We start from the raw sequence: 25,379 nt of genomic DNA, 5'->3' as shown, positions 1-25,379 counted from the left end.
CGGCCTCGAACCCTGTGCTTTACCTGTGGGAGCGGGCGTGCCCGCGAAGAGGCCAGCCCATATTTCCATTATTCCAAGAGCTCCCGATGACCACCTACACCGCCCCCCTGCGCGACATGCGCTTCGTCCTGCATGATGTATTCAACGCCCCGGCACTGTGGGCCCGCCTGCCCGCCCTGGCCGAACGCATCGACGCCGACACGGCCGACGCCATCCTCGAGGAAGCAGCCAAAGTCACCGGCCAGCTGATTGCCCCGCTCAGCCGCAACGGTGACGAGCAAGGCGTGCGCTTCGACGCAGGCGTTGTCACCACCCCCGATGGCTTCCGCGAGGCCTGGCACACCTACCGCGAAGGCGGTTGGGTCGGCCTGGGTGGCAACCCCGAACATGGCGGCATGGGCATGCCGAAAATGCTCGGTGTACTGTTCGAAGAAATGCTCTACGCCGCCGATTGCAGCTTCAGCCTGTATTCGGCATTGAGCGCCGGCAGCTGCCTGGCAATCGATGCCCACGCCAGCGAAACGCTCAAGGCCACCTACCTGCCGCCCCTGTACGAAGGCCGCTGGGCGGGCACCATGTGCCTCACCGAACCCCATGCCGGCACCGACCTGGGGCTGATCCGCAGCCGCGCCGAACCCCAGGCCGATGGCAGCTATCGCATCAGCGGCAGCAAGATCTTCATCACCGGCGGCGAACAGGACCTGACCGAGAACATCGTCCACCTGGTGCTGGCCAAGCTGCCGGATGCGCCCACGGGCGCCAAGGGCATCTCGCTGTTCCTGGTGCCCAAGTACCTGGTCGAGGCCGACGGCCGCCTGGGAACGCGCAACGCCGCCCATTGCGGCTCGGTCGAACACAAGATGGGCATCAAGGCCTCGGCCACCTGCGTGATGAACTTCGACGGTGCCGTCGGTTACCTGGTGGGTGAGCCGAACAAGGGCCTGGCGGCGATGTTCACCATGATGAACTACGAGCGCCTGTCCATCGGCATCCAGGGCATCGGCTGTGCCGAGGCGTCCTACCAGAGCGCCGCCCGCTACGCCAACGAACGCCTGCAAAGCCGTGCCGCCAGCGGCCCGCAGGCACAGGACAAGGCGGCCGACCCGATCATCCACCACGGCGACGTGCGGCGCATGCTGCTGACCATGCGTACCCTCACCGAAGGTGGCCGGGCGTTTGCCGCCTACGTCGGCCAGCAGCTGGACCTGGCGCGCTACGCCGAAGACGCCGGCGAACGCGAGCATGCGCAGCGCCTGGTGGCGCTGCTGACGCCGGTGGCCAAGGCGTTCTTCACCGACAACGGCCTGGAAAGCTGCGTGCTCGGCCAGCAGGTGTACGGCGGCCATGGCTACATCCGTGAATGGGGCCAGGAGCAGCGCGTGCGCGACGTACGCATCGCGCAGATCTACGAAGGCACCAACGGCATCCAGGCCCTCGACCTGCTCGGGCGCAAAGTGCTGGCCGACGGTGGCCAGGCGCTGGCAAGCTTCGCCGCCGAGGTGCGGGCCTTCAGCGTGGATGCACCGTTGCACCGTGAGGCCCTGCAAACCAGCCTGACGCGGCTGGAAGCTACCAGCGCCTGGCTGCGGGCACGTGCCGGCGAGGACGCCAACCTGGTCAGCGCGGTGGCAGTGGAATACCTGCAGCTGTTCGGGCTGACTGCGTATGCCTATATGTGGGCGCGGATGGCGGCGGTGGCGTTGGCCAGGCGTGACGAAGATGACGCGTTTCATGGGGCCAAGCTTGCCTGTGCGGAGTTTTTCTTCCAGCGGGTGTTGCCGCGGGGGTTGGGGCTGGAGGCGAGTATTCGGGCGGGAAGTGCAAGTCTTTATGGGATGACAGCCGAACAATTCTGATCTTCCTGCTCCGGCCTCATCGCCGGCAAGCCGGGCTCCCACAGGGATCGCGCAGGCCCAAGACCTTGTGCAGTCCTTGTGGGAGCCCGGCTTGCCGGCGATGGGCTGCAAGGCAGCCCCAACGATTTCAGCCATTGTTTGCCTGCGCGAAGGGTTCTCAAACGCTGGAAAACCATTGCCAATCCGACGAAAAACCGGCACAACTGATAGTCATTCGCCATTACCTCGGTTCTCGGGAGCCCTCCTGCAAGGGTAGAATGCGCAAAATCCGGAGCCGCAATGAACCACGACCGCCTCAATCCCAGCCCAGACGATGCCATCACCGACGCCGCCGCGCACTGGTGCATGCGCCTGCACGCCGAAGATTGCACGGCGGCCGAGCGCGAGGCCTTCGCCCGCTGGCTGGCGGCCGACCCGCGGCATGCCGAGGAATACCAGGCGATGCTGGAAATCTGGCAAACCGCCGACCTGCTGCCGCGCAATGCCACCGTCATCGACTTCAACCCGCCTGTGCAAAAGGCCGCGCGCCCGCGCAACTGGCGACGGCTGGCATCCGCTGCCGCGATCGCCCTGGCAGTGCTGCCGCTGGCCGGCTGGGTGGGCTGGGAACAAGGCTGGCTGCCCAACCACTACCAGCACTTCGAAGCCGGCACGCGCATGCAGACCGTGCAACTGAGTGACGGGAGCACGGTACAGCTCAACCTCAACACCGAGCTCACCTACCTGAACTACAAGGACCAACGCCAGGTCACGCTAGAGCGTGGCGAGGCGTTCTTCAAGGTAAAGCACGACAGCAACCACCCGTTCGTCGTGCATGCCGGTCGTGGCCAGACCCGCGTCACCGGCACCCAGTTCAACGTGTGGAAGTACCAGGACCAGGTCAAGGTCACGCTGGTGGAAGGTTCGGTACTGGTGTCCAGCGACGGCAGCGCCGGTGGCTACCGCCTGGGCCCGGGAATGCAGGCCAGCTACCACAAGGGCGACTTCGAGCCGCAACTGGAGCAGAGCGACGACTACGGCAACAGCCTGGCCTGGCGTGACGGCAAACTGGTGCTCGACAACCTGAGCCTGGAACAGGCGCTGCCAATGATCAACCGCTACCTCGATGCGCCCTTGCTGCTGGCCGATGCCAGCACCGGCCGCATCCGCATCAGCGGCATCTACAACACCCGCGAGGTGGGGCGGCTGGTCAACAACCTGCCCAAGGTGCTGCCGGTCTACCTGACCCGCAGCAAGGACGGCAGCACCGTGCTCAACCGCATCTCGCCGCCGCCCGACAAGGGCTGATGCCCTTCCCGCCTTACAGCGTCATCGCCGCCAACCAGCCGAACGCCAGCAGTGGCAGGTTGTAGTGGATGAAGGTAGGCACCACGGTGTCCCAGATATGGTGGTGCTGGCCGTCCACGTTCAACCCCGAGGTCGGGCCCAAGGTCGAGTCCGAGGCAGGCGAGCCCGCATCACCCAGGGCACCGGCAGTACCCACGATGCACACTGTGGCCAGCGGGTCGAAGCCCAGCTGCACGCACAGCGGCACGAAGATCGCGGCCAGGATCGGCACGGTGGAGAACGACGAACCGATGCCCATGGTCACCAGCAGGCCCACCAACAGCATCAGCAAGGCACCGATGCCCTTGCTGTGGTCGATCCACTGCGCCGAGGCTTCCACCAGGCTCTTCACGTCACCGGTCGCCTTCATCACGTCGGCAAAGCCCGAGGCGGCAATCATGATGAAGCCGATCATGGCCATCATCTTCATGCCTTCGGTGAACAGGTCGTCAGTGTCTTTCCAGCGCACGATGCCCGACAGCGAGAAGATCAGGAAGCCGACCATGGCGCCGATGATCATCGAGTCCAGCCACAACTGCACGATGAACGCCGAAGCAATCGCCAGCCCTGCCACCAGCAGGGTCAGCGGGTTGTACTGCACGCTCACCTGCTCCACCTGCTCGATGCGCGCCAGGTCGTAGTCACGCTTCTTGCGGTAGCTGATGAACACCGCCAGCAACAGGCCGGCCAACATGCCGGCGGCCGGGATGGCCATGGCGTGGGTCACATTCACGCCACTCACGTCGACACCCGCGCGGGCCACGTTGGCCAGCAGGATTTCGTTGAGGAAGATTTTGCCAAAGCCCACGGGCAGGAACATGTAGGGGGTGATCAGGCCGAAGGTGATGACGCAGGCGATCAGCCGACGGTCGATGCGCAGGCGGGTCAGCACGTACAACAGCGGCGGCACCAGCAACGGGATGAAGGCGATGTGGATAGGCAGGATGTTCTGCGACGACACCGCCACCACCAGCATCAGGCCAACCAGCAGCCATTTGAACTTGCCGCCATCGGCATGGCCCTGGCGCTCGATCATGACCAGGGCGCGGTCGGCCAGGGCGTGAGCCAGGCCGGACTTGGCGATGGCCACGGCAAATGCGCCCAGCAGTGCATACGACAGGGCGACCGTGGCCCCGCCGCCGAGGCCGCCGTTGAAGGCCTTGAGCGTACCCTCGATACCCAGGCCGCCCACCAGCCCGCCGGCCAGGGCCCCGATGATCAGGGCGATGACCACGTGCACGCGGGACAGGCTGAGTATCAGCATGATGCCGACCGCGGCGATCACAGCATTCATGGTTGGCTTACCTCATTGCGACAGAAAAAAAGCGCGCACTGTGCCGCAGTGGGCTGCCGATGTCAAAAACGCCATGTTACGGCGCATTACCAATGCCTCGTGCGGCCCGGCGGTTAAATTGAACGTTCGAATAAAGAAAAGCCCGCGATGGCCGAAACAATCGTCAGCCACACTCTTATTACAAGGGATCCACCCCCATGCCTTTGCGACAACTTTCCATCCAGTGGAAGATCACCCTGCTCGCCGGTCTCTGCCTGGCCGGCATCGTCACCTTGCTCGTCGGCCTGTCGCTGTACCGCATGGACCACAGCTCGGACCTGGTCAAGGCCAGCAGCATGCAGATGCTGACCGAGTCGGCGCAGTCGCGCATCGAGTCGCAGGGCGAGGTGCAGGCGCTGAACATCCGCCGCCAGTTCATGGACGCTTACCAGTACGGCGCCGGGTTCGCCCGCCAGGTGCTGTTCCTGCGCGAGCAGGCTGAAAAGCGCTTTCTCGATGCCTTCGACCTGCGCGAGGACATGACCCGCCAGGTGCGCGCTGCGTTGCAGGCCAACCCTGACCTGCTCGGCCTGTCGCTGGTGTTCGAGCCCAATGCCCTGGACAACAAGGACAGCCTGTTCGCCGGCAAGGCGGAACTGGGCAGCAACGAGACCGGGCGCTTCGCCCTGTACTGGTCGCAACCGCGTGTCGGCCAGCTGACGGCCATGGCCTTGCCCGAGCATGACATGGCCAACACCGAGATCGGCCCCAGCGGCCAGCCTGCCAATACCTGGTGGGTGTGCCCACGCACGTCCGGCAAGGTGTGCGTGGTGGAACCCTACTTCTACGACATCGATGGCCAGCAGGTGCTGATGACCAGCATCGTCTTCCCGCTGGCGGTAAACGGCAAGGTGATCGCCACCCTGTCCATCGACATCAACCTCAACAGCCTGCAGGCCCTGAGCCAGGAGGCCAGCCGCAGCCTGTACGAAGGCCGTACCACCGTCGGCATCCTCAGCCCGGTCGGCCTGCTGGCCGGCTACAGCGCCGACGCCAGCAAGCTGGCCCAGCGCTTCGACCAGGTCGACAGCGCCAAGGGTGCCGAACTGGTGCGCAAGCTGGCCGACGGCAAGATGACCATCGTGCACGACCAGCAGCGCCTGAAAGTGCTGGCCGCGTTCCGGCCGATACCGGACGCCCAGCCCTGGGGCGTGCTGCTGGACGTACCGGAAAACGCCCTGACCGGGCCGGCCGAAGCGCTGAAACAGGAACTGGACGCGCTGAACACCAGCGGCACCCTGCTGGAACTTGGCCTGGGCCTGGCGGCGGCGATTGCCGGCCTGCTGATGGTGTGGCTGATGGCCCGCGGCGTTACCCGGCCGATCCTCGGCGTGGCAAGCATGCTCAAGGACATCGCCAGCGGCGAAGGTGACCTGACCCGCCGCCTGACTTACCAGAAGCAGGACGAACTGGGCGAACTGGCCGGCTGGTTCAACCGCTTCCTCGACAAGCTGCAGCCGACCATCGCCGAGGTCAAACGCTCGGTGCAGGCCGCGCGTGGCACCGCCGACCAGTCTTCGGCAATTGCCGCGCAGACCAGCGCCGGCATGGAGCAGCAGTACCGCCAGGTCGATCAGGTGGCCACTGCCTCGCACGAGATGAGTGCCACCGCGCAGGACGTCGCCCGCAGCGCCGCCCAGGCCGCGCAGGCCGCCCGCGACGCCGACCAGGCCACTCGCGAAGGCCTGGCGGTGATAGACCGCACCACCCACAGCATCGATGCCCTGGCCGCCGACATGAGCAACGCCATGGCCGAAGTCGAGGGCCTGGCGCAGAACAGCGAGAAGATCGGTTCGGTGCTGGAGGTGATCCGTTCGATCGCCGAACAGACCAACCTGCTGGCGCTCAACGCCGCCATCGAGGCGGCCCGCGCCGGTGAAGCCGGCCGTGGCTTTGCCGTGGTCGCGGACGAGGTGCGCAACCTGGCCCAGCGCACTCAGGAGTCGGTGGAGGAAACCCGCCAGGTGATCGAAGCGTTGCAGAACGGCACCCGCGAAGTGGTCGGGGCCATGGACAACAGCCACCGCCAGGCCCAGGGCGGCGTGCAGCAGGTTGGCCAGGCCGTCACCGCGCTGCAGCGCATCGGCCAGGCGGTGACGGTGATCACCGACATGAACCTGCAAATCGCCTCGGCCGCCGAGGAACAAAGCGCAGTGGCGGAGGAAATCAACAGCAACGTGGCAACCATCCGTGATGTCACCGAGTCGCTGTCGGGGCAAGCCAACGAGTCGGCGCGGGTGAGCCAGTCGCTGAACAGCCTGGCCAACCAGCAACAGGCGCTGATGGACCAGTTCCGCGTCTGAGGCGCCTGCAGGCCGCTGCCAGTCGCTTGCAGCGGCCTTCCTGCCGGGCCCGGAGCCGGTCGTCTACACTTGCGGCAACTCAGTAGCGCCACTCCAAGAGGCCCCATGAAAAAGATTCCGACGCTGCTGGCCGGCCTGCTGCTCGCAGTCGGCTTGGCCAGCACCGATAGCGCCGCTTCGGCGCAACGCTCCACGCCCATCCGCTTTGGCGCCATCGGTTGGGAAAGCGGCGCGCTCACCACCGAGATCTTGCGGCTGATCGTGGAGCGCGGGTATGGCTACCCCACTGACACCCTGCCCGGCAGTACCGTCAGCATGGAGGTGGCACTGGCGCGCAACGATCTGCAGGTAATAGCCGAGGAATGGGCCGGGCGCAGCCCTGCCTGGGTCAAGGCAGAACAGGCCGGCCAGGTGTTCGCGTTGGGCGACACGGTCAAGAACGCCGAAGAAGGCTGGTGGGTACCGGCCTACGTGATCGAGGGCGATACCGCACGCAAGCTCAGGCCCATGGCGCCCGACCTGCGCAGCGTCGACGACCTCAAGCATTACCCGCAGGTGTTCCGCGACCCCGAGTCGCCCGACAAAGGGCGTTTTCTCAACAGCCCCAGCGGCTGGACATCCGAGACCGTCAACAGCCAGAAACTCAAGGCCTACGGGCTGAATGATCTGTATACCAACTTCCGCAGTGGCTCCGGGGCTGCAATGGATGCCGAAATCGGCTCGGCCATCCGCCGTGGCCAGCCGGTGCTGTTCTACTACTGGAACCCGACCCCCTTGATGGGGCGTTACAAGCTCATACGCCTGCAAGAGCCCCCTTTCGATGCCCAAGCCTGGGCCACCCTCACCGATGCCGGCAACCCCGAGCCCAAGGGTAGCAGCTCGCTGCCAGCCAAATTGTCGATTGGCGTGTCCAAGGCCTTTCGCGAGGGCTACCCGGAACTGGTGAGCGTGTTCGAGCGGGTCGACCTGCCCATCGACCGACTGAACAAGGCGCTGGCCGACATGAGCGAACAGCGCACCCCGCCCCGCGACGCAGCCCTTACCTTCCTGCGCAATAACCGCGAAGTGTGGAAAGCCTGGTTGCCTGCGGACATTGCCACCAAGGTCGAGGGCAGCCTGTGAGCGGCGGCTTCCCCCAAGCCCTGCAATTCTCCTTTGCCGACAGCGTCAACCGGCTGGTCGACTGGTTGGTGCTGAATTACGGCGATCACCTGCGCGGCTTCTCTGACCAGTTGCTGCAACTGCTGGTCGGCCTGGAAACCCTGCTGCGCCTGCTGCCCTGGTGGCTGCTGCTATTGCTGGTAGGCCTGCTCGCCTGGCATGCCAGCCGCAGCTTGCTGCGCAGCGCGGTACTGGTGGCGCTGCTGGCCCTGATCGGCATGCTCGGGCTATGGGACAAACTGCTGCAGACCACGGCTTTGGTGCTGGTCAGTACCGGCCTCTGCGTGCTGGTGGGCGTGCCGCTGGGCATCCTGCTGGCTGCCCGGCCATTGGCGAAGCGGTTGCTGTTGCCGGTACTGGATGTGATGCAGACACTGCCGGCCTTCGTTTACCTGATCCCGGTGCTGATGCTGTTCGGTCTGGGCAAGGTGCCCGCCGTGTTCGCCACGCTGATCTATGCCCTGCCACCACTGGTGCGGCTGACCGAACTGGGGTTGAGCCAGATCGACCCTTCGCTGCTGCAAGCCGCGCATGGTCTGGGGGCGAGCCGCTGGCAGCGGTTGCGGCGTATCGCGCTGCCGCTGGCGCTGCCGAGCATCATGGCCGGGCTCAACCAGTCGGTGATGATGGCCCTGTCGATGGTGGTGGTGGCTTCGATGATCGGCGCCCGCGGGCTGGGCGAAGATGTGCTGTCGGGGATCCAGACCCTGAATGTCGGCCAAGGCGTCGAGGCCGGGCTGGCGATTGTCGCCCTTGCGATGGTGATCGACCGGATCAGCCAGGCCTACGGGCGTAACCAGCGCTGAGGAGTGTTGTCTGTACCGACCCTTTCCCAGCACAAGGCTGCTCCGACAGGGATAGCGCCATGGTTCGGCCATGCGCAATACCTGTAGGAGCAGCCTTGTGCTGCGAAAGGGCCGGGCCTGACAATGCAGCCCTGTCAGCCTGAAACCGGACCCACCCGCATGTCCCTCAAAGCCCTGCGCACCTTGGTGACCATTGCCCGGCACGGCACCTTCGCCCGGGCCGCCGACCTGCTCAGCCTCACCCCTTCGGCGGTGAGCCTGCACATCAAGACCCTCGAAGACGAGCTGCAGGTCACCCTGTTCGACCGCAGCCGCCGGCAGGTGACGCTGACCGAAGCCGGCCAGCTGGCGGTGGCCCGCGCAGAGAGCATTCTGGCGGCCTATGACGAATTGGCCGATGCACTGGCCAGCGGGCCGAGCCTGCGCGGCCGCCTGCGCCTGGGGGCCATCCACACAGTGCTGGCGCGGCGCCTGCCCAAGGCGCTGGTGTGGATCAAGGCGCACCACCCACAGTTGCACATCAGCGTGGCCTCCGGCATGTCGGCAGAGCTGGCACGGCGCGTGGAAGACGGCGAGCTCGATGCGGCGATCACCACCGAGCCGGTCAGCCCCTATCCGCAGAGCCTGGACTTCACGCCATTGTTTGAAGACCGCTTCTGGGCCATCGCCAGCCATGACCTCGCCGGACAAAGCGTGCCACAGCTGCTGGCCAGCCAGCCGTTCCTGCGCTTCGACAAGCGTGCCTGGGCCGGGCGACAGATCGAGCAGGAACTGCGCCGGCAGCATTTGCAGGTGAGCGAGCAGATGGAGCTGGACAGCCAGGAAGCGCTGGCGCGCATGGCGGTGATGGGCCTGGGTGTGGCGATCATCCCCATGGCCGATGACGACCTGCAACGCTTGCCACCAGCCACCTGCCTGCCTTTTGGCGAACCGCAGCTGACTCGGCGGGTGGTGTTGCTGGAGCACGAGAAGAGCCAGCGGCGGCATTTGAGTGCGGTATTGAAGACTGCGCTGGAGGCGTGAAACTGCCGGGGCCGCTGCGCGGCCCAGAGCAATCATGCATTTTTTCTCAACAGTCAGTAAAGAAAACAACGTTTTTACAAATTGGTCCGCACCCGTAGTCTGTGCCCCGTACCCGCCCACGGAACGTCGACCATGCTCCACTTGTTGCTGACTACCCTGCTGCCGATCATCCTGCTGATTGCCCTGGGCACTTTCCTGCGCCTGCGCGGCTTGCTCGCCGACAACTTTTGGCCCGGCGCCGAGCGCCTGAGCTATTACGTACTGCTGCCGTCGCTATTCCTCCATGGTCTGGCCACCGCCAATCTCGATGGCGTGCCGGTGCTGGGCATGGTCGGGGTGCTGATGCTCTCGACCTTGGCCGGGGCCGTGCTGCTGGTGCTGTACCAGGGCGCAATGAACCACGACGGTGCCGACTTCACTTCGGTATTCCAGGGCGGCATCCGCTTCAACAACTATATCGGCGCTACCCTTGCAGCAGGCATCTACGGCAGCGCCGGCATCGCCCTGGCGGCGGTGGCCAACGCCGCCATCGTGCCACTGGTCAACCTGCTTTGCGTGCTGGTATTTGCCCGCTTCAGCGCCCGCCATAGCTCACCAGCCACGGTGCTGCGGGCCATCTTCGCCAACCCCTTGATCGTCGGTTGCGCCAGCGGGTTGCTGCTGCGCGCCAGCGGGCTGGGTTTGCCAGCAGGTATCGAGCCCACGGTCAAGGCCTTGGGCCAGGCCGCCCTGCCGCTCGGCCTGCTGTGCGTCGGCGCAGCCCTGGGCGGCGCCCGCCTGGGCCAACAAGTGCGCCCGCTGGTGGCGGCTTCGGCCTTCAAGTTTCTGGTCATGCCGCTGACCACATGGGGGCTATGCCGCCTGCTTGGCCTGGGTGGCCAGGCCGCGGTAGTGGCGGTGCTTTTCCAGGCGCTGCCGACTGCGTCGTCTTCCTATGTGATGGCCCGGCAAATGGGCGGTAACGCACCGCTGATGGCCACCATCATCGCCCTGCAGACCGTGATGGCCGCCGCCACCCTGCCTTTGGTGCTAATACTTGCGCTTGGCTAGACTGTGAACCAGACCACAGTTCTGGAGCCTGCCTCATGCGCTTTTCGTGGATGGTGATCGGCCTGGCGTCGGCTTTGCTCGCAGGCCATTTGCACGCGGCCGACCCAGCCAAGGCTGTCGTCGCCGAGGACAAGGCCGAGGTGCTCGAGGAAAAGGTGGTGCATGACACACCGCCCCCGAAAAAGGCCGAGACGCTCACACCGGGCGAAGCACAGGCAGTAGACCCGGCCGGTCAGGCCCCCCTGGATGACAGCATTACCTGCCTGGCCCGCACCCTCTACTGGGAGGCCAAGGGTGCCGACGCTGAAGACATGGCCGCCGTGGCCAGCGTTGTGCTCAACCGCCTGGGCCATGATGGCTTCCCGGATACAATCTGCGGCGTGGTCAAGCAGGGTGTGGAAAGCAAGGCCTGCCAGTTCTCCTGGTGGTGCGACGGGCGCCCGGACCAGGTCGAAGAAGCGCAACGCTACGCCATCGCCAAGGAGATCGCGCGCAAGGCACTCAACCAGCAGTTGAAAGACCGCACCGGGGGTGCCTTGTACTTCCATGACCGCAATGTGCGCCCGGCCTGGGTCAAAGCCTACCGCCGGACAGCGCAGACCAGGCATTTTCTGTTCTACAAACCGAACCAGGCGCTAGCACGCTGATACCCGCCGTGCATTTACGAGCAGGCTGACTGCGGGGGTTCGATAGAAATGCCTGGCACCTGTCCGCACTTTTGCGCTGGCCAGTGGTCTACTCCCTCTTTTGTCGCCAGTAACGATTGTTGGCGATTTCATTGCTTTGCACGATCCCGGGCCAAAAGCCCCGGGCTTGTGTAGGATGAGCAGCGCAAACCAAGACGCTGCCAGTCATAGGGAGATCCACATGCGCGTCCTGTCATCTGTTGCCGCCTTGTCGCTGGGCCTGGTCGTCTCGACCGGGGCATTGGCTGCCACCGGCGAAGAGGCGCAACTGATCGATTCGATCAATGTCTACCGCAGCAAGGCCCAGCCCTGCGGTGGCGAAGCGTCGCTGGAGCTGCCGCCGCTCAACAGTGATACCCGCTTGGCGCTGTCGCCGGAAGGTACCCGCGACCTGCAGCAGGCCATGACTCGCGCCGCCTACCCGATGGTCAACGTGCAGGCCATCAGCCTGTCGGGGCCGCGTGATGCGCGTGCCGCCATGCATGCCATCGAAGAGAGCTTTTGCCAGGTGGTGCTCGACCCGCAGTTCGTCGATATCGGCGTGAGCCAGGAAGGCCGCGACTGGCGCATCGTGCTGGCCCGGCCGCTGCTCAGTGGCCGCCTGGGCGACTGGCAGGCCGAGGGGCAGAAGGTGCTGCAGGAGATCAATGCCGCGCGCAAGGTGCCGCGCCAATGCGGTGGCCAGCCCTTCGCCGCCGCCCCCGCGCTGAGCTGGAGCACGGTGCTGGCCGGGGTTGCCGCCAACCACACCCGGGCCATGGCCAACCAGAACTTCTTCGACCATATCGACAAGGATGGCCGCACCCCCGGTGACCGGGCAGAACTGGCCGGTTACCTGTACCAGCAAATTGGCGAAAACATCGCCGCCGGGCGTGACACCGCGCGCAAGGTGGTCGATGGCTGGCTGGATAGCCCGGGGCATTGCGCGACGCTGATGAACCCGGACTTTCGTGAGCTGGGCGCTGCGTATGCAGTGGACCCGAAGAGTGACGCGGGGATTTACTGGACGGGGTTGTTCGGGACGCCGCAGTAGCCCGCTCTCATAGGGTTTCACATGACTCATTGAATCAGCAGGGGCCCTGTGGGAGCGGCTTTAGCCGCGAACACCGGCGCCGCCGGTGCCATGCACCGCGGTGGCTTCTTCGCGGGTAAACCCGCTCCCACAGGGTACGTGAACCGCTGGTGAATTCAGTTCTCTACGTGACAGCGCAGTTCCAGGGCCGTACAACCAAACCGCCGCCGCACGCACTTGCCCAGGTAACTGGCATCGCCCAGGCCCACTTCATCGGCAATCTGCGCCAGGCTGTGGCTGGAGTTGAGCAAACGCCAGCGCGCCTGTTGCAAGCGCAGCTCCAGCCACCAGGCCTTGGTGCTCATGCCATGGCTGGCGTGAAACTGCCGGTCCAGCTGGCGCCGGCTGATGCCCAGCTCTGCCGCCAACTGCTCCGCGGTCAACCGCGTACCCAGGTGATGACGCATCAACGCCTGCGCGCGCTGCACCTGGCTGCCCTGCCCGGCCCCCAGCTCCAGCGAGCGCAAGGCATGGCGGCTATCGCGTGTTTCATCCACCAGCATGTCGGCCAGGCCCTTGAGCGCACGGGCTCGCCCGCAGGCACGTGACAACAGCGAGACGGCCAAGTCGATGGCGGCGGTGCCGCCGGCGCAAGTTATGCGGCTTCCGTCGATGCAATACAGTTGCTCGGTCAGCACCTGCAGATGCGGGAAGGCCGCACGAAATTCGGCTTCGTGGCGCCAGTGCACCACTACCTTGTGCCCCTGCAACAATCCGCACGCGGCCAACAGGAACGCGCCGTTGTCGACCCCCACCAGCTTGACGCCCGCCTTGCCGGCCTGCCTGAGCAAGGCCCGGTAGCGAGGCGCCAGCGCGGCAGTGGCCATGGCGTTGCGCCCGCCGAACACCACCAGGTAATCGAAACCGGCCAGCTCGAGCTGGCCCGCGACAGCCTCGACCTGCACCACTGCGCCACTGCTCGACGGTACAGGGTCGAGGGTCAGCCCTGCCAAGGTCCAGCTGCAGTAGCGCTGCTGGCTGTAATCCTCGTCGTCAGCGCTGAAACGTAACTTGTCGAGAAAGGCACCGAACGGCAGCAGGGCGAAATCCGGTAACGGCAAGATCAGCAAGCGTATATCGGGCAGCATTGGCTAGCGTCCAGAAATGACCATTCAATGTCTGGATCATACCCTTGCTGGCCAATGCCGACGCCATAGACTGGCGCCCTCCACATCAACAAGGCATTTACCCCCATGGCACTCGACACCTGGCTCATTTACCTGCTGGCGAGCATCGGCCTGTCGCTGACCCCGGGCCCCAACAGCTTGCTGGCCCTGACCCACGGGGCCCTGTATGGCGCACGCCGGGCGTTGTTCACTATCGTCGGCGGCGTGTTTGGTTTCAGCGCCCTGATCGCCCTGGCCATGTTCGGCCTCAGTGCATTGCTGCAGGCCTCGGCCTCGGTGCTGAGCGTGCTCAAGTGGGTGGGCGGCGCCTATCTGATCTGGCTGGGCATCCAGCTATGGCGCAGCCCGGGCCTGCACCTGGAAATGACCGCGCAAAGCGCGCGACCGGGCAATGCCGGCTTGTTCCGCCAAGGCCTGCTGTCGGCCATGGCCAACCCCAAGGTGCTGCTGTTCTATGGCGCTTTCCTGCCGCAGTTCATCGATCCACAGCGTGGGTTGCTGCTGCAGTTCGTAGTGATGGCGGCAACCTTTGCCAGCGTCGAGTTCCTGGTGGAATACCTGCTGGCGCGCCTGGCGTTTCGCATCCGGCCATGGCTGGCGAAGGGCGGCAAAGGCTTCAACCGCTGCTGCGGCAGCCTGTTTGCCTTGATTGGTGTGGCGTTGCCGCTTGGGCGGTAGCACTACGTAGAGACTGTCGCGATGCCTGTAGGAGCGGCCTTGTGTCGCGATGGGGCGCGCAGCGGCCCCGTGATATCGGCTTCGCTGCGGATATCGCCGGGGCTGCTTTGCAGCCCTTTCGCGACACAAGGCCGTTCTTACAAGGATCGCGACAACCCGTGGGCTCGCATTCAACCCCGGCGCGCTTTGGCAACGAAGATGAGCAAGGCCACCCCCGGCAACCCCGCACCAACCAGTGCCACACCCTGCCAGCCGAACTGGCTGAACACCGCACTGGCCACCGCCGAACCCAGCGCCCCACCCAGGAAGATGCTGGTCATGTACACCGCATTCAGCCGCCCGCGGCTGGCCGGGTCCAGCGCGTACACCTCACGCTGGCCGATGACCATGTTCATCTGCACTGCAAAATCCAGCAGCACACCGGTCAGGCCCAGGCCGATCACGCTGTAGCCCGGTACCGTCAGCCCGAGCAACAGTGCCGCCGGTGCCAGCAGCAACGCCAGCAGTGACCCGGCGCGGGCATGCCCGGCATCGGCCAGGCGGCCGGCCAGCGGTGCGGCAACGGCGCCCACCGCGCCCACCAGGGCGAACACTGCAATCTGGCTCTGCGACAAGCCATGCTGGGTGGCCAGGGCCATCGGCACCGCCGTCCAGTAGAGGCTGAACGCCGCGAACATCAACGCCTGGTACAGCGCACGCTGGCGCAGCAAGGGATACCGGCGCAGCAGCGTGAGCAGCGACAGCATCAGCCCGGCATAGCTGGCCTTGTGCTCGGGCACCCGCCGCGGCAAGGTCAGGGCCAGCAACAGGATGATCGCCAGCATCACCCCGGCAGCGCCAATGAACACCGCACGCCAGCCGAAGTAGTCGGCCACCAGGCTGGACAACGGCCGCGCCAGCAGGATACCCAGCAGCAGGCCGCCCATGATATTGCCGACCACCCGCCCACGCTGCTGCTCCGGCGCCAGGTGTGCCGCCAGCGGGATGAGCATCTGCACCGCCACGGAACTGAACCCGATCAACAGCGCATAGCCGAGGAACAACTGGCCTTGGCCAGTGCTGCTGGTGCCAGCCAGCAGCAGGCTGATGCAAGCGAGCACGGCGGTGGCCACCATCAAGCGGCGGTTTTCCAGCAGATCGGCCAGCGGTACCAGCAACAGCAGGCCCAGGGCATAGCCCAGCTGCGTGAGCGAAACGATCAGGCTGGCATGCTCGGTGGACAGCCCCAGGTCCGGGGCGATCAGCCCGACGATGGGCTGGGCATAGTAGATATTGGCGACGATCGCGCCGCAACAGAACGCCAGCAAGGCGACCAGGGCCCGGCTGAGGCCGGTGGCTGCAGGCTGCGCGGCGGCAAGGGAGGGATTCATGCGAGTGTCCTCGGCAATGGTTGGAATATGCCGGCCACCTTACCCAGACGCGCTCCAGGCGAGAATCCAGCGCAGGCGCAACAGGGCTTTGCGCACTGCGCAACACTAACTGCCGCGCTGCAACAGGTTTTCGCAAAAGTCGATGAATGCGTTCACCCGCCGCGAACCACGATGGTTGGGCAGGTACAGGGCGTTGATGCTGTCATTGGCCGCGCCGGGGCTGGCCTGCCAATCGGGGAACAGCCGCTGCAGCCGCCCGGCAGCGACATCCTCGTGCACCAGCCAGTCGGCCAGCAGCGCGATGCCGCTCCCGGCCAGCGCGGTTTCACGCAACATGTCGGCATTGGCGCTGCGCAACGGTCCGCTCACATCCAGCTCCAGGCTCTCCTGCCAACGTACCAGTCGCCAGGGGCGCCCTTTCTGCCCGTAACGAAAGCGCAGGCAGGCGTGCTCGAGCAGCTGCCGCGGGTGCTCCAGCGCGTCACGCCCGGCCAGGTAGGCCGGGCTGGCCACCAGCCAACGCTGGAAGCGGCCGAGCGGGCGGCATACCAGCTCGTCATTGGGCGAGGGGTCGCCCAGGCGTATCGACAGGTCATAGCGGCCGTCGAGCAGGTCATCCACGCGGTCACTGAGGTCGATGTCCAGTTCCAGTGCCGGGTGCTGCGCCAACAACCGCCCAAGGTGCGGGGCAATGACGCGTCTGCCGAACTCCACCGGCAAGCACAGACGCAGTACGCCGACAGGCGCTTCGCCCCGGTCGGCGACACTGGCATCAGCCTCGTCCAGCGCCTCGAAAATACCCCGCGCACGCTCGTAATAGCGGGCGCCGGCCTCGGTCAGGCTGACCTGGCGGGTGGAGCGGTTGAGCAAAGTGGCGCCCAACGCAGTTTCCAGGCCATCGACCAGGCGCGTTACCGACGATGTCGCCAGCCCAAGCCGGCGTGCAGCGGCAGAAAAGCCTTGGGCGTCGACGGTAGCCACGAACATCTTCATCGCCAGGAGTTTGTCCATTTGCTGCCCGTCTTCCAAATCCCGGAAAGTTCTTACAAACAGCCGGGCGGGTCAAGAAGCGCGGTGCACGGCAATTGCGTCCATAGTGGAACCACTCCCTTGTAAACGAGGCTTTCCATGACACCGACCAACCTGCTGACCGCCCTGCCCCCTTGCGACCCCACCAGCGCCGAACGGGTCGACCAATTGCTCAGCCGCCCGGGCGTGCGCGTGGAACGTATCGTCTCCAGTGGCCAGGCCAGCCCGCCCGGCTTCTGGTACGACCAGGCCGAAGGCGAATGGATCGTGCTGCTCAGTGGTGCCGCCGGCCTGCGCTTCGAGCACGAGAGCCACACCCGGCTGCTGGCGCCGGGCGATTGCCTGGACATCCCGCCGCATTACCGCCACCGCGTGGAATGGACCGCCCCCGGCACCGCTACCGTCTGGCTCGCGGTGTTCTACAGCAGCGGCACTCCGTGGCCGGTTTGAATCCGGTCATTCAAGATCCGCCGTGGTCTATTCAACCAACATTAACCTCCTCATTACTGCAATTTTAAACGCATGATCTAGAATTTTAGCCACACCTTGCAGCGTTCAGCCCTGCGACAATCCGCCCCACAAAATTATGTACCAACTTGTTAATTAGCAAGCTAAGAGATTACACTGCGCGCATTCCACCTGCTGAGATCCCTGGCATGAAAGAAACACCGCGCGCCTCTGGCGCCTCAAACATCATCCTGGTCGGCCTGGGCGTGATCATCGCCCTGCTCGGCCTCCTCCTGGCTGCGGGCGGCGTCAAGCTGGCCGGCCTGGGCGGTTCCTGGTACTTCCTGATCGGCGGCCTGGCCATGGCAATCGCCGGCGCCCTTATCGCTCGCCGCAAACCGGCCGGCGCCTGGCTGTACGCGGCGTTCCTGGTCGGCACTGGCATCTGGGCGCTAGCCGACGCAGGCCTGGTGTTCTGGCCGCTGTTCTCGCGCCTGTTCATGTTCGGCGCAATCGGTATGGTGGTGGCACTGGTCTACCCGCTGCTGGCCCGTGCCAATGGTGCCAGTGCCGGCCGCGGCGCCTATGGCGTTGCCGGGGTGATGGCCGTGCTGCTGGTGATCGCCGCCGGCAACATGTTCGTCGCCCACCCCAGCGTCGCCCCTACCGGCAAAGGCCCGGGCATGACCCCGGTCGAGGCCGACAAGGCGCAGAAGGACTGGGCCCACTACGGCAACACCGAAGGTGGCAGCCGCTTCGCTGCGCTGGACCAGATCAACCGCGACAACGTCAGCAAGCTGAAAGTGGCCTGGACCTACCGCACCGGTGACGTGGCACTCAGCGACGGCAACGGTGCCGAAGACCAGCTGACCCCGCTGCAAGTCGGCAACAAGGTGTTCATCTGCACCCCGCACAACAACCTGATCGCCCTCGATGCCGACACCGGCAAGGAACTGTGGAAGAACGCGATCAACGCTCAGTCCAAGGTCTGGCAGCGTTGCCGTGGCATGGCCTACTTCGACGCCACTGCCGCCATCGCCCAGCCAACCCAGCCGAACAGCTCGCCAATCACCGTCGCCAGCGTACCGGCCGGTGCCAACTGCCAGCGTCGCCTGCTGACCAACACTATCGATGGCCGCCTGATTGCCGTCGACGCCGACACCGGCGAGTTCTGCCAGGGCTTCGGCAACAACGGCCAGGTCGACCTCAAGGCCGGCCTGGGCGATGTGCCGGACTCCTACTACCAGCTGTCATCGGCCCCCCTGATGGCCGGTACCACCGTGGTGGTCGGCGGCCGCGTCGCCGACAACGTCCAGACCGACATGCCAGGCGGCGTGATCCGTGGTTTCGACGTGATCACGGGTGAAATGCGCTGGGCCTTCGACCCCGGCAACCCGGAAGATCGCCAGGCGCCGCAGGGTGACCGCACCTATGTACGCAGCACCCCCAACAGCTGGGCCCCGATGTCCTACGACCCGGCAATGAACACCGTGTTCCTGCCGATGGGCTCGTCGTCCACCGACATCTACGGTGTCGAACGCAGCAAGCTGGACCATACCTACGGCGCTTCGGTGCTGGCCCTGGACGCCACCACCGGCAACCAGAAGTGGGTGTTCCAGACCGTGCACAACGACCTGTGGGACTTCGACCTGCCGATGCAGCCGAGCCTGATCGATTTCACCAAGGACGACGGCCAGTCGGTACCTGCAGTGGTAATCGGCACCAAGGCCGGGCAGATCTACGTGCTCGACCGCGCCACCGGCAAGCCGCTGACCCAGGTCGACGAAGTACCGGTCAAGCCAAGCAACATCCCTAACGAGCCGTACTCGCCAACCCAGCCGAAGTCAGTGGGCATGCCGCAGATCGGCGCGCAGACCCTGACCGAATCGGACATGTGGGGCGCAACCCCTTACGACCAGCTGCTGTGCCGCATCGACTTCAAGAAAATGCGCTACGACGGCCTGTACACCGCGCCGGGCACCGACCTGTCGCTGAGCTTCCCGGGTTCGCTGGGTGGCATGAACTGGGGCAGCATTTCCACCGACCCGGTACATGGTTTCATCTTCGTCAACGACATGCGCCTGGGCCTTTGGATCCAGATGATCCCGTCGCAGAACAAGGGTAATGCCGCTTCCGGTGGCGAAGCGCTGAACACCGGCATGGGCGCAGTACCGCTCAAGGGCACCCCTTATGCGGTGAACAAGAACCGCTTCCTGTCGGTAGCCGGCATTCCGTGCCAGGCACCGCCATTCGGCACCCTGACCGCCATCGACATGAAGACCCGCCAGGTGGCATGGCAGGTACCGGTGGGTACCGTAGAGGACACAGGCCCGCTCGGCATCCGCATGCACCTGCCGATCAAGATCGGCCTGCCGACCCTCGGCGGCACCCTGTCGACCCAGGGTGGCCTGGTGTTCATCGCCGGCACCCAGGACTTCTACCTGCGCGCCTACGACAGCAGCAACGGCAACGAAATCTGGAAGGCTCGCCTGCCAGTGGGCAGCCAGGGTGGCCCGATGACCTACGTCTCGCCGAAGACCGGCAAGCAATACGTGGTGATCACGGCTGGCGGCGCGCGCCAGTCGACTGACCGTGGCGACTACGTGATTTCTTACGCTCTGCCGTAATACCGCGTCGCCTGCTTCGCGGGCACGCCCGCTCCCACATGGATCGCACCCTTCTCAAGGGCAGTGACAATCCTGTGGGAGCGGGCGTGCCCGCGAACAGGCCCCGAAAAGAATACGAGATTCAGCAATGCCATCCGCAATTCGCATCACCCCCACCCTGCTGCTGGCCCTGGCCAGCAGCACCGCCCTGGCCGACGACAGCTTGATGACCCGCAGCACCCTGACCGGTGACTGGGGCGGCCTGCGTCACCAACTGGAAGAAGACGGCGTCAGGTTCACCGGCGACTACAGCGGCGAAACCGCCTACAACGCCCACGGTGGCCTGCACCGCTCGGCGCGCTACTCGCAAAACCTGAAACTGGGCGTGCAGTTCGACCTGTCGAAACTGTATGGCCTGGACAATGGTGGCAAGGTCCAGCTGACCATCAACGACCGCCGCGGCAACAGCGCCTCGGAAGACCTGGTGGGCAACCGCCTGCCGATCCAGGAAAACTTCGGCGGCCTGTATACCCGCCTGACCGAGCTGAGCTACGAGCGTACCCTGTTCACCCCGGCACTCAACGTCAAGCTCGGCTACATGGCCATGGGCAACGACCTCGGCGGCCTGGACAGTGGCATCCTGTGCAACTTCATGAACGCCGGCTTCTGCGGTCACCCGCTGAACATGTCTGGCGGCAGTGGCTGGACCAATTACCCCAATGCCCACCTTGGCGTGCGGGTGAAATACGACCTGTCTCCGTCCTGGCAACTACGAGTGGCGGCGTTCAACGTCGACCCGCAGAGCAATGGCAACTCCAGCCGCGCCTGGCACCTGGGCCCCAAGCACACCACCGGCACCGTGGTACCCGTGGAGCTGGTGTACAAGCTGCAGGGCGAGCTGCCGGGCGAGTACAAACTGGGTTACTACTACGACAGCTCCGACGTGAAACGCATCGGCAGCGACGAGGAAGTTTCCGGCCGTGGCGGCCACTACCTGCTGGTCGACCAGGCCGTGTGGAACGACCAAGGTTCGCCGGGCCGCAGCCTGCATGCCTTCGGCCAGTATTCGGCGTCGAGCAAGGCCGCTTCGCCGTTCACCAGGTGGTATGGCGCGGGCATGGTGCTGTACAAGCCGTTCGCAAACCGCCCGAAGGATACCGTGGCGCTGGGCTATGGCCGTGCCGTGCCCAACCCACGCAGCCGCGACGTGCAGGAAGATGCCGCGCTCAACGCCGGGCAGCCGTTCCCCGACATCGACAGCGCCGAGCAGTTGATCGAGCTGAGCTATGGCTACCAGGCCACGCCGTGGCTGAACCTGCGCCCGGATGTGCAGTACATCATCGAACCGGGTGCGTTCTCCGGGAAAGACATCGATAACGCGTTGGTGGTGGGCCTGCAGGTCAAGGCTACCTTCTGAAACCTTGATTGGGGCTGCCTTGCAGCCCTTCGCGGGCATGCCCGCTCCCACAAAGCCGGTGATATACCTGTGGGAGCGGGCGTGCCCGCGAAGAGGCCAGCGCAATCAATCCTGCCTGAGGTAATCCACCAGCCTCAGCAACATGGCATCACACCCCCGCAATTGCTCGACACTGACAAACTCATCCGGCTTGTGCCCCTGGTCCATGCTCCCTGGCCCACATACCACAGTCGGGATCCCCGCCTGGTCGAATAGCCCGCCTTCGGTACCAAACGCCACCGTACCGAACTGATCCGAGCCACTGAGCAACGCCACCAGGCCAGCCGCCTCGCTATCCGCTGGCGTGGCCAGCCCCGGGTAAGCGCTCAACGGCTGCAGGCGAATGGCGCTGGCCGCATTGACCTTACGCATCCGCGGCAGCAATTCGGCCTCGGCGTAGGTCTGCAACTGATCGGCCACTGCCTGCGCCTCGAACCCCGGCAAGGCCCGTACTTCGAAATCGAATTCGCACTCCGCCGGCACGATGTTCAGCGCCCTGCCCCCTTTGATCACACCGGTCTGCACAGTGGAGAACGGCGGGTCGAAGCGCTCGTCGTGATGCGCCGGCAATGCCAGGGCATCACCGATATGACCCAGCTTGCCGATCAGCTTCGCCGCATATTCGATGGCATTCACCCCGTACGGCGCATACGCCGAGTGGCAGGCCGCGCCTTGCACCTGGCAACGCATCGCCAGCTTGCCCTTGTGCCCCAGCACCGGCTTGAGTTCGGTGGGTTCGCCAATCAGGCACAGCCGTGGCTTGTGCGCACGCAGCTCCAGTGCGGCCAGCATCGAGCGCACCCCCAGGCAGCCGACTTCTTCGTCATAGGAGAACGCCAGGTGCACCGGCAGGCGCAACGGCTGGGCAAGAAACGCGGGCACAGCCGCCAGTACCGAAGCGATGAAGCCCTTCATGTCGGCCGTGCCACGGCCATACAGGCGCCCGTCGTGTTCACTCAGGGCAAACGGCTCGACTGTCCAGGCCTGGCCGTCCACCGGCACCACATCGGTATGCCCGGACAGCACCACGCCGCCAACGTCCCGAGGGCCGATGGTGGCGAACAGATTGGCCTTGGTGCCTTCCGGGTTATGGAACAGTTCGCTTTGCACCCCCAGCTCGGCCAGGTAGTCGCGGATGAAGCCGATCAATTCAAGGTTGGAATCGCGGCTGACCGTGGCAAAGCCGACCAGCCGGGCCAGTAGCGCGCGACTGGCGTAGTCACTCATCACCCGGCACCCCGTAGCTTGGCGCGGCAGTCGGGTTGAGGGCGCGGGTAACGTAATCCTGCATCTGCGGCCGATACGCCTGCCACAGGCCATCGAGTACCGCGATCGGGTCCGCCTCGGCCCAGTCCACGCGCAGGTCCACCAGCGGCCAGGTCAGCTCGCCGGCGATCTTCAAGGCCGCCGAGTGCACCGGCCCGGCCTCGCCGCCTGCGGCCATCGCCGCGTGCATGGCGGCCAACAGGCGCTCGGCAAGATGCCCGCCGGCTTGTTCAAAGGCCTGCACCATCGCTTCGATCACCTGGGTCGAGGCCAGCAGGTTACCTGCCGCCGCGCATTGCTCACCGGCGAGGGCACAGTGCGTGCCCAGGGCTTCCTTGCCGGTGAACAGTGCCACCTGGCCATGGCTGTCGATCACCGTGACCTGGCGGTACTCGCTCCAGCCATTGGCGCTCAGCACCCGGTCCAGCGCAGCGGCAGGCGGCAACTGGCCCTGTTCCAAGGCATCGAGAATCTGCGGGCCCAGCGCCGGCAAGGTGATGTTCTGGGTAGCAACAGCACCCACACCGGCTCGCACCCACGGACAGCGGGCGCCCACGGCGATGCTCGAAGAGCTGATGGCGATACCGACCTGGCCGGTTTCCTGGCAACGACCGATGATGGAAAAAGTCATGTCATGGTTCCTGTTGTGCTGTGCGATACACAGCATTCTGGGTTGAACCTTTCGGCCAGCGAAACGACCTTTTTCCGAGGGATTGCAGAGGAAAAAACTATGACCACGAAACGTTTGAACAAAACCCCGAAACAGCTGCTGCTGGGCCCGCTACAGGCGGCAGGAATCAAGGCCTTCGCCGTTTTATCGGCAAGCCCCAGCTAAATACTATTTTCGCCATTTCCACGGCATCCCTAGTCTGGCTCCAGGCAACGGCGGTCCTCCAAACCGACCTGACAAAAACCGCCTGAACAAGGGCCCGGACATGACACTGAACAACCTCGAAATCGACACCCTCGTCGTCGGCGCCGGCCAGGCCGGCGTGGCCATGAGCGAACACCTGAGCAAGCTTGGCGTGCCGCACCTGGTGCTGGAGCGCAAGCGTATCGCCGAGGCCTGGCGCACCGGCCGCTGGGACTCGCTGGTGGCCAACGGCCCGGTCTGGCATGACCGCTTCCCGGGGCTGGAATTCAACCTCGACGCCGATGCCTTCGCCGGCAAGGACCAGGTAGCCGACTACTTCGAACAGTACGTACGCAAGTACAACCTGCCCGTACGCACCGGCATCGAAGTGAAGAAAGTGCTGCGCAACAGCGACCGCCCCGGTTTTACCATCGAAACCAATGAAGGCGTGATTCGCGCCAACCGCGTGGTCGCCGCCACCGGCCCGTTCCAGAAACCGGTGATCCCGGCCATCGCGCCGAAAGACAGCAACCTGCACCAGATCCACTCCGCCGCCTATTACAACCCCGGGCAGCTGCCCGACGGCGCGGTGCTGGTGGTCGGCGCCGGTTCCTCCGGCGTGCAGATCGCCGAAGAACTGATGCGTGCCGGGCGCAAGGTGTATCTCTCGGTCGGTGCCCACGATCGCCCGCCACGCGCTTACCGCAACCGCGACTTCTGCTGGTGGCTGGGCGTGCTGGGTGAGTGGGACGCGGAAATCGCCAAGCCTGGCCGCGAGCACGTGACCATTGCCGTCAGTGGCGCCCGTGGCGGCCACACCGTGGACTTCCGCGCCCTTGCCCACCAGGGCATGACCCTGGTCGGCCTGACCCAGTCGTTCGATAACGGCGTGGCGCGCTTCCAGGACAACCTGGTCGAGAACATCAACCGCGGCGACGAAAACTACCTGGCCCTGCTGGATGCCGCCGATGCCTACATCGAACGCAACGGCCTGGACCTGCCGGAAGAACCCGAAGCCCGCAAACGCCTGGCCGACCCGGAGTGCATGCGCAACCCGCTGCAGCAGCTGGACCTGGCCAAGGCCGGCGTCACCAGCATCATCTGGGCTACCGGTTACGGTGTCGACTTCAGCTGGCTGCAGGTAGACACCTTCGACGCCAACGGCAAGCCCCAGCACCAACGCGGCGTGGCCCGCGAGCCGGGCGTGTACTTCCTTGGCCTGCCGTGGCTGTCGCGCCGTGGCTCGTCATTCATCTGGGGCGTGTGGCACGACGCCAAGCACGTCGCCGGGCACATCGCCACGCAACGCACCTATACCGCCTACCGCGACCGCGAACAACGCGCAGCGGATGAGCAGCAGCAACCCAAGACCCGCAACGTCAGCCCCCTCGGAGCCCACTGATGCCTACCCATACCCGCATCCGCATGTTCAACACCAAGGCCACCTACCCCAACCAGACCCTGGACAACGACCTGTGCCAGGCGGTGCGCGCCGGCAACACCATCTACGTACGCGGCCAGGTCGGCACCGACTTCGAAGGCAACCTGGTGGGCCTGGGCGACCCACGGGCGCAGGCCGAGCAGGCGATGAAGAACGTCAAGCAACTGCTCGAAGAGGCCGGCTCGGACCTGTCACACATCGTCAAGACCACCACCTACATCACCGACCCGCGCTTCCGCGAGCCGGTGTACAAGGAAGTGGGCAAGTGGCTCAAAGGCGTGTTCCCGATCTCCACCGGCCTGGTGGTGGCCGGGCTGGCCCAGGCCGAGTGGCTGATGGAAATCGACGTGATCGCCGTGGTGCCTGACCAAGCCTAGCGAGATCACCGGGCGCGGGCTTGCCCTGATAGTTGTCAGTCAGTGCTCCTGGGGCTGCTGCGCAGCCCATCGCCGGCAAGCCGGGCTCCCACAGGGATTTCGCAAACCTTGAG

Annotated in this window: 21 protein-coding genes and 1 pseudogene; 16 read left to right on the top strand and 6 right to left on the bottom strand. The window is 65.2% G+C overall.

The window, feature by feature from the left end:
* Positions 1–86 precede the first annotated feature (86 nt).
* Together CAF70_RS06655 and CAF70_RS06650 are read left to right on the top strand one after the other, a co-directional pair.
* On the top strand, positions 87–1,856 hold the full coding sequence (locus CAF70_RS06655) for an acyl-CoA dehydrogenase C-terminal domain-containing protein (RefSeq protein WP_085623353.1): 1,770 nt from the start codon (positions 87–89) through the stop codon (positions 1,854–1,856).
* Positions 1,857–2,135: 279 nt separating this feature from the next.
* Positions 2,136–3,143: a FecR family protein gene (locus CAF70_RS06650; protein ID WP_085623355.1), complete on the top strand. Its 1,008-nt coding sequence runs from the start codon at positions 2,136–2,138 to the stop codon at positions 3,141–3,143.
* Between the two features lie 13 nt (positions 3,144–3,156).
* On the opposite strand, the gene CAF70_RS06645 is transcribed toward CAF70_RS06650, so the two are convergent.
* Positions 3,157–4,476, bottom strand: a complete 1,320-nt coding sequence (locus tag CAF70_RS06645; RefSeq protein WP_085623357.1) for a Na+/H+ antiporter family protein — start codon at positions 4,474–4,476, stop codon at positions 3,157–3,159.
* A 197-nt stretch (positions 4,477–4,673) separates the two neighbouring features.
* Between CAF70_RS06645 and CAF70_RS28090 the strand changes: the two are divergent.
* The 8 genes and pseudogenes from CAF70_RS28090 to CAF70_RS06610 all read left to right on the top strand — a co-directional run.
* A pseudogene (locus CAF70_RS28090) lies at positions 4,674–5,960 on the top strand (HAMP domain-containing protein); the annotation flags it as partial.
* Between the two features lie 102 nt (positions 5,961–6,062).
* Positions 6,063–6,818: a methyl-accepting chemotaxis protein gene (locus tag CAF70_RS28085; protein ID WP_370290277.1), complete on the top strand. Its 756-nt coding sequence runs from the start codon at positions 6,063–6,065 to the stop codon at positions 6,816–6,818.
* A gap of 105 nt (positions 6,819–6,923) precedes the next feature.
* The gene (locus tag CAF70_RS06635) at positions 6,924–7,940 is read left to right on the top strand and encodes an ABC transporter substrate-binding protein (protein WP_085623361.1); all 1,017 of its coding nucleotides are present in this window, start codon (positions 6,924–6,926) and stop codon (positions 7,938–7,940) included.
* Entirely contained in the window at positions 7,937–8,785 is an 849-nt protein-coding gene (locus tag CAF70_RS06630) for a proline/glycine betaine ABC transporter permease (protein WP_085623363.1), read from the top strand. Before CAF70_RS06635 ends, CAF70_RS06630 begins: the two co-directional genes overlap by 4 nt.
* Before the next feature lie 159 nt (positions 8,786–8,944).
* Positions 8,945–9,808 carry a LysR family transcriptional regulator gene (locus CAF70_RS06625; protein WP_085623365.1) on the top strand — a complete coding sequence of 288 codons (864 nt, stop codon included), beginning with the start codon at positions 8,945–8,947 and terminating at the stop codon, positions 9,806–9,808.
* Positions 9,809–9,940: 132 nt separating this feature from the next.
* Positions 9,941–10,858 (top strand): AEC family transporter, encoded by a 918-nt coding sequence (locus CAF70_RS06620; protein ID WP_085623367.1) that lies wholly within the window; start codon positions 9,941–9,943, stop codon positions 10,856–10,858.
* A gap of 35 nt (positions 10,859–10,893) precedes the next feature.
* The gene (locus CAF70_RS06615) at positions 10,894–11,505 is read left to right on the top strand and encodes a cell wall hydrolase (RefSeq protein ID WP_085623369.1); all 612 of its coding nucleotides are present in this window, start codon (positions 10,894–10,896) and stop codon (positions 11,503–11,505) included.
* Positions 11,506–11,725: 220 nt separating this feature from the next.
* A complete protein-coding gene (locus CAF70_RS06610) occupies positions 11,726–12,577 on the top strand; it encodes a CAP domain-containing protein (protein WP_085623371.1) in 852 nt (283 codons plus the stop codon).
* 155 nt (positions 12,578–12,732) lie between these two features.
* On the opposite strand, the gene CAF70_RS06605 is transcribed toward CAF70_RS06610, so the two are convergent.
* Positions 12,733–13,704, bottom strand: coding sequence for a GlxA family transcriptional regulator (locus tag CAF70_RS06605; RefSeq protein WP_085623373.1), 972 nt, complete (start codon positions 13,702–13,704; stop codon positions 12,733–12,735).
* A 105-nt stretch (positions 13,705–13,809) separates the two neighbouring features.
* Between CAF70_RS06605 and CAF70_RS06600 the strand changes: the two genes are divergently transcribed.
* Positions 13,810–14,421 carry a LysE family translocator gene (locus CAF70_RS06600; RefSeq protein ID WP_085623375.1) on the top strand — a complete coding sequence of 204 codons (612 nt, stop codon included), beginning with the start codon at positions 13,810–13,812 and terminating at the stop codon, positions 14,419–14,421.
* 170 nt (positions 14,422–14,591) lie between these two features.
* Here CAF70_RS06600 and CAF70_RS06595 read toward each other — a convergent pair whose 3' ends face one another.
* Both CAF70_RS06595 and CAF70_RS06590 read right to left on the bottom strand, forming a co-directional pair.
* On the bottom strand, positions 14,592–15,791 hold the full coding sequence (locus tag CAF70_RS06595) for an MFS transporter (RefSeq protein ID WP_085623377.1): 1,200 nt from the start codon (positions 15,789–15,791) through the stop codon (positions 14,592–14,594).
* A gap of 105 nt (positions 15,792–15,896) precedes the next feature.
* Complete coding sequence (locus CAF70_RS06590) at positions 15,897–16,802, bottom strand: LysR family transcriptional regulator (protein ID WP_085623378.1); 906 nt, start codon at positions 16,800–16,802, stop codon at positions 15,897–15,899.
* Positions 16,803–16,919: 117 nt separating this feature from the next.
* Between CAF70_RS06590 and CAF70_RS06585 the strand changes: the two genes are divergently transcribed.
* The 3 genes from CAF70_RS06585 (at position 16,920) to CAF70_RS06575 (ending at position 21,290) form a co-directional block, all read left to right on the top strand.
* A complete protein-coding gene (locus CAF70_RS06585; RefSeq protein ID WP_085623380.1) occupies positions 16,920–17,270 on the top strand; it encodes a cupin in 351 nt (116 codons plus the stop codon).
* A 206-nt stretch (positions 17,271–17,476) separates the two neighbouring features.
* Positions 17,477–19,894 (top strand): glucose/quinate/shikimate family membrane-bound PQQ-dependent dehydrogenase, encoded by a 2,418-nt coding sequence (locus CAF70_RS06580; protein ID WP_085623382.1) that lies wholly within the window; start codon positions 17,477–17,479, stop codon positions 19,892–19,894.
* Between the two features lie 127 nt (positions 19,895–20,021).
* The gene (locus tag CAF70_RS06575; RefSeq protein ID WP_085623384.1) at positions 20,022–21,290 is read left to right on the top strand and encodes a carbohydrate porin; all 1,269 of its coding nucleotides are present in this window, start codon (positions 20,022–20,024) and stop codon (positions 21,288–21,290) included.
* A 105-nt stretch (positions 21,291–21,395) separates the two neighbouring features.
* On the opposite strand, the gene argE is transcribed toward CAF70_RS06575, so the two are convergent.
* Positions 21,396–22,556 carry an acetylornithine deacetylase gene (argE, locus tag CAF70_RS06570; RefSeq protein WP_085623386.1) on the bottom strand — a complete coding sequence of 387 codons (1,161 nt, stop codon included), beginning with the start codon at positions 22,554–22,556 and terminating at the stop codon, positions 21,396–21,398.
* Positions 22,549–23,226: a DUF1028 domain-containing protein gene (locus CAF70_RS06565; RefSeq protein WP_085623388.1), complete on the bottom strand. Its 678-nt coding sequence runs from the start codon at positions 23,224–23,226 to the stop codon at positions 22,549–22,551. The genes argE and CAF70_RS06565 overlap by 8 nt, the downstream gene beginning before the upstream one ends.
* Positions 23,227–23,530: 304 nt before the next feature.
* Between CAF70_RS06565 and CAF70_RS06560 the strand changes: the two genes are divergently transcribed.
* A complete protein-coding gene (locus CAF70_RS06560) occupies positions 23,531–24,850 on the top strand; it encodes an NAD(P)/FAD-dependent oxidoreductase (RefSeq protein ID WP_085623393.1) in 1,320 nt (439 codons plus the stop codon).
* On the top strand, positions 24,850–25,266 hold the full coding sequence (locus tag CAF70_RS06555) for a RidA family protein (protein ID WP_085599032.1): 417 nt from the start codon (positions 24,850–24,852) through the stop codon (positions 25,264–25,266). Before CAF70_RS06560 ends, CAF70_RS06555 begins: the two co-directional genes overlap by 1 nt.
* Positions 25,267–25,379 lie beyond the last annotated feature (113 nt).

The organism is Pseudomonas sp. B19(2017), assembly GCF_002113165.1.
Classification (GTDB): Bacteria; Pseudomonadota; Gammaproteobacteria; order Pseudomonadales; family Pseudomonadaceae; genus Aquipseudomonas.
Note: the sequence above shows the minus strand (reverse complement) of the source record. Positions and strands in the feature narration are given on the sequence as shown.

Bases quoted from the DNA above. Each gene is read 5' to 3' on its own strand.
- CAF70_RS06575 (WP_085623384.1), top strand. From the start codon at position 20,022: ATGCCATCCGCAATTCGCATCACCCCCACCCTGCTGCTGGCCCTGGCC.
- CAF70_RS06600 (WP_085623375.1), top strand. From the start codon at position 13,810: ATGGCACTCGACACCTGGCTCATTTACCTGCTGGCGAGCATCGGCCTG.
- CAF70_RS06645 (WP_085623357.1), bottom strand. From the start codon at position 4,476: ATGAATGCTGTGATCGCCGCGGTCGGCATCATGCTGATACTCAGCCTG.
- CAF70_RS28085 (WP_370290277.1), top strand. From the start codon at position 6,063: ATGGAGCAGCAGTACCGCCAGGTCGATCAGGTGGCCACTGCCTCGCAC.
- CAF70_RS06620 (WP_085623367.1), top strand. From the start codon at position 9,941: ATGCTCCACTTGTTGCTGACTACCCTGCTGCCGATCATCCTGCTGATT.
- CAF70_RS06655 (WP_085623353.1), top strand. From the start codon at position 87: ATGACCACCTACACCGCCCCCCTGCGCGACATGCGCTTCGTCCTGCAT.
- CAF70_RS06625 (WP_085623365.1), top strand. From the start codon at position 8,945: ATGTCCCTCAAAGCCCTGCGCACCTTGGTGACCATTGCCCGGCACGGC.
- CAF70_RS06605 (WP_085623373.1), bottom strand. From the start codon at position 13,704: ATGCTGCCCGATATACGCTTGCTGATCTTGCCGTTACCGGATTTCGCC.
- CAF70_RS06610 (WP_085623371.1), top strand. From the start codon at position 11,726: ATGCGCGTCCTGTCATCTGTTGCCGCCTTGTCGCTGGGCCTGGTCGTC.
- CAF70_RS06580 (WP_085623382.1), top strand. From the start codon at position 17,477: ATGAAAGAAACACCGCGCGCCTCTGGCGCCTCAAACATCATCCTGGTC.
- CAF70_RS06650 (WP_085623355.1), top strand. From the start codon at position 2,136: ATGAACCACGACCGCCTCAATCCCAGCCCAGACGATGCCATCACCGAC.
- CAF70_RS06585 (WP_085623380.1), top strand. From the start codon at position 16,920: ATGACACCGACCAACCTGCTGACCGCCCTGCCCCCTTGCGACCCCACC.
- CAF70_RS06635 (WP_085623361.1), top strand. From the start codon at position 6,924: ATGAAAAAGATTCCGACGCTGCTGGCCGGCCTGCTGCTCGCAGTCGGC.
- CAF70_RS06595 (WP_085623377.1), bottom strand. From the start codon at position 15,791: ATGAATCCCTCCCTTGCCGCCGCGCAGCCTGCAGCCACCGGCCTCAGC.
- CAF70_RS06590 (WP_085623378.1), bottom strand. From the start codon at position 16,802: ATGGACAAACTCCTGGCGATGAAGATGTTCGTGGCTACCGTCGACGCC.
- CAF70_RS06560 (WP_085623393.1), top strand. From the start codon at position 23,531: ATGACACTGAACAACCTCGAAATCGACACCCTCGTCGTCGGCGCCGGC.
- CAF70_RS06615 (WP_085623369.1), top strand. From the start codon at position 10,894: ATGCGCTTTTCGTGGATGGTGATCGGCCTGGCGTCGGCTTTGCTCGCA.
- argE (WP_085623386.1), bottom strand. From the start codon at position 22,556: ATGAGTGACTACGCCAGTCGCGCGCTACTGGCCCGGCTGGTCGGCTTT.
- CAF70_RS06565 (WP_085623388.1), bottom strand. From the start codon at position 23,226: ATGACTTTTTCCATCATCGGTCGTTGCCAGGAAACCGGCCAGGTCGGT.
- CAF70_RS06555 (WP_085599032.1), top strand. From the start codon at position 24,850: ATGCCTACCCATACCCGCATCCGCATGTTCAACACCAAGGCCACCTAC.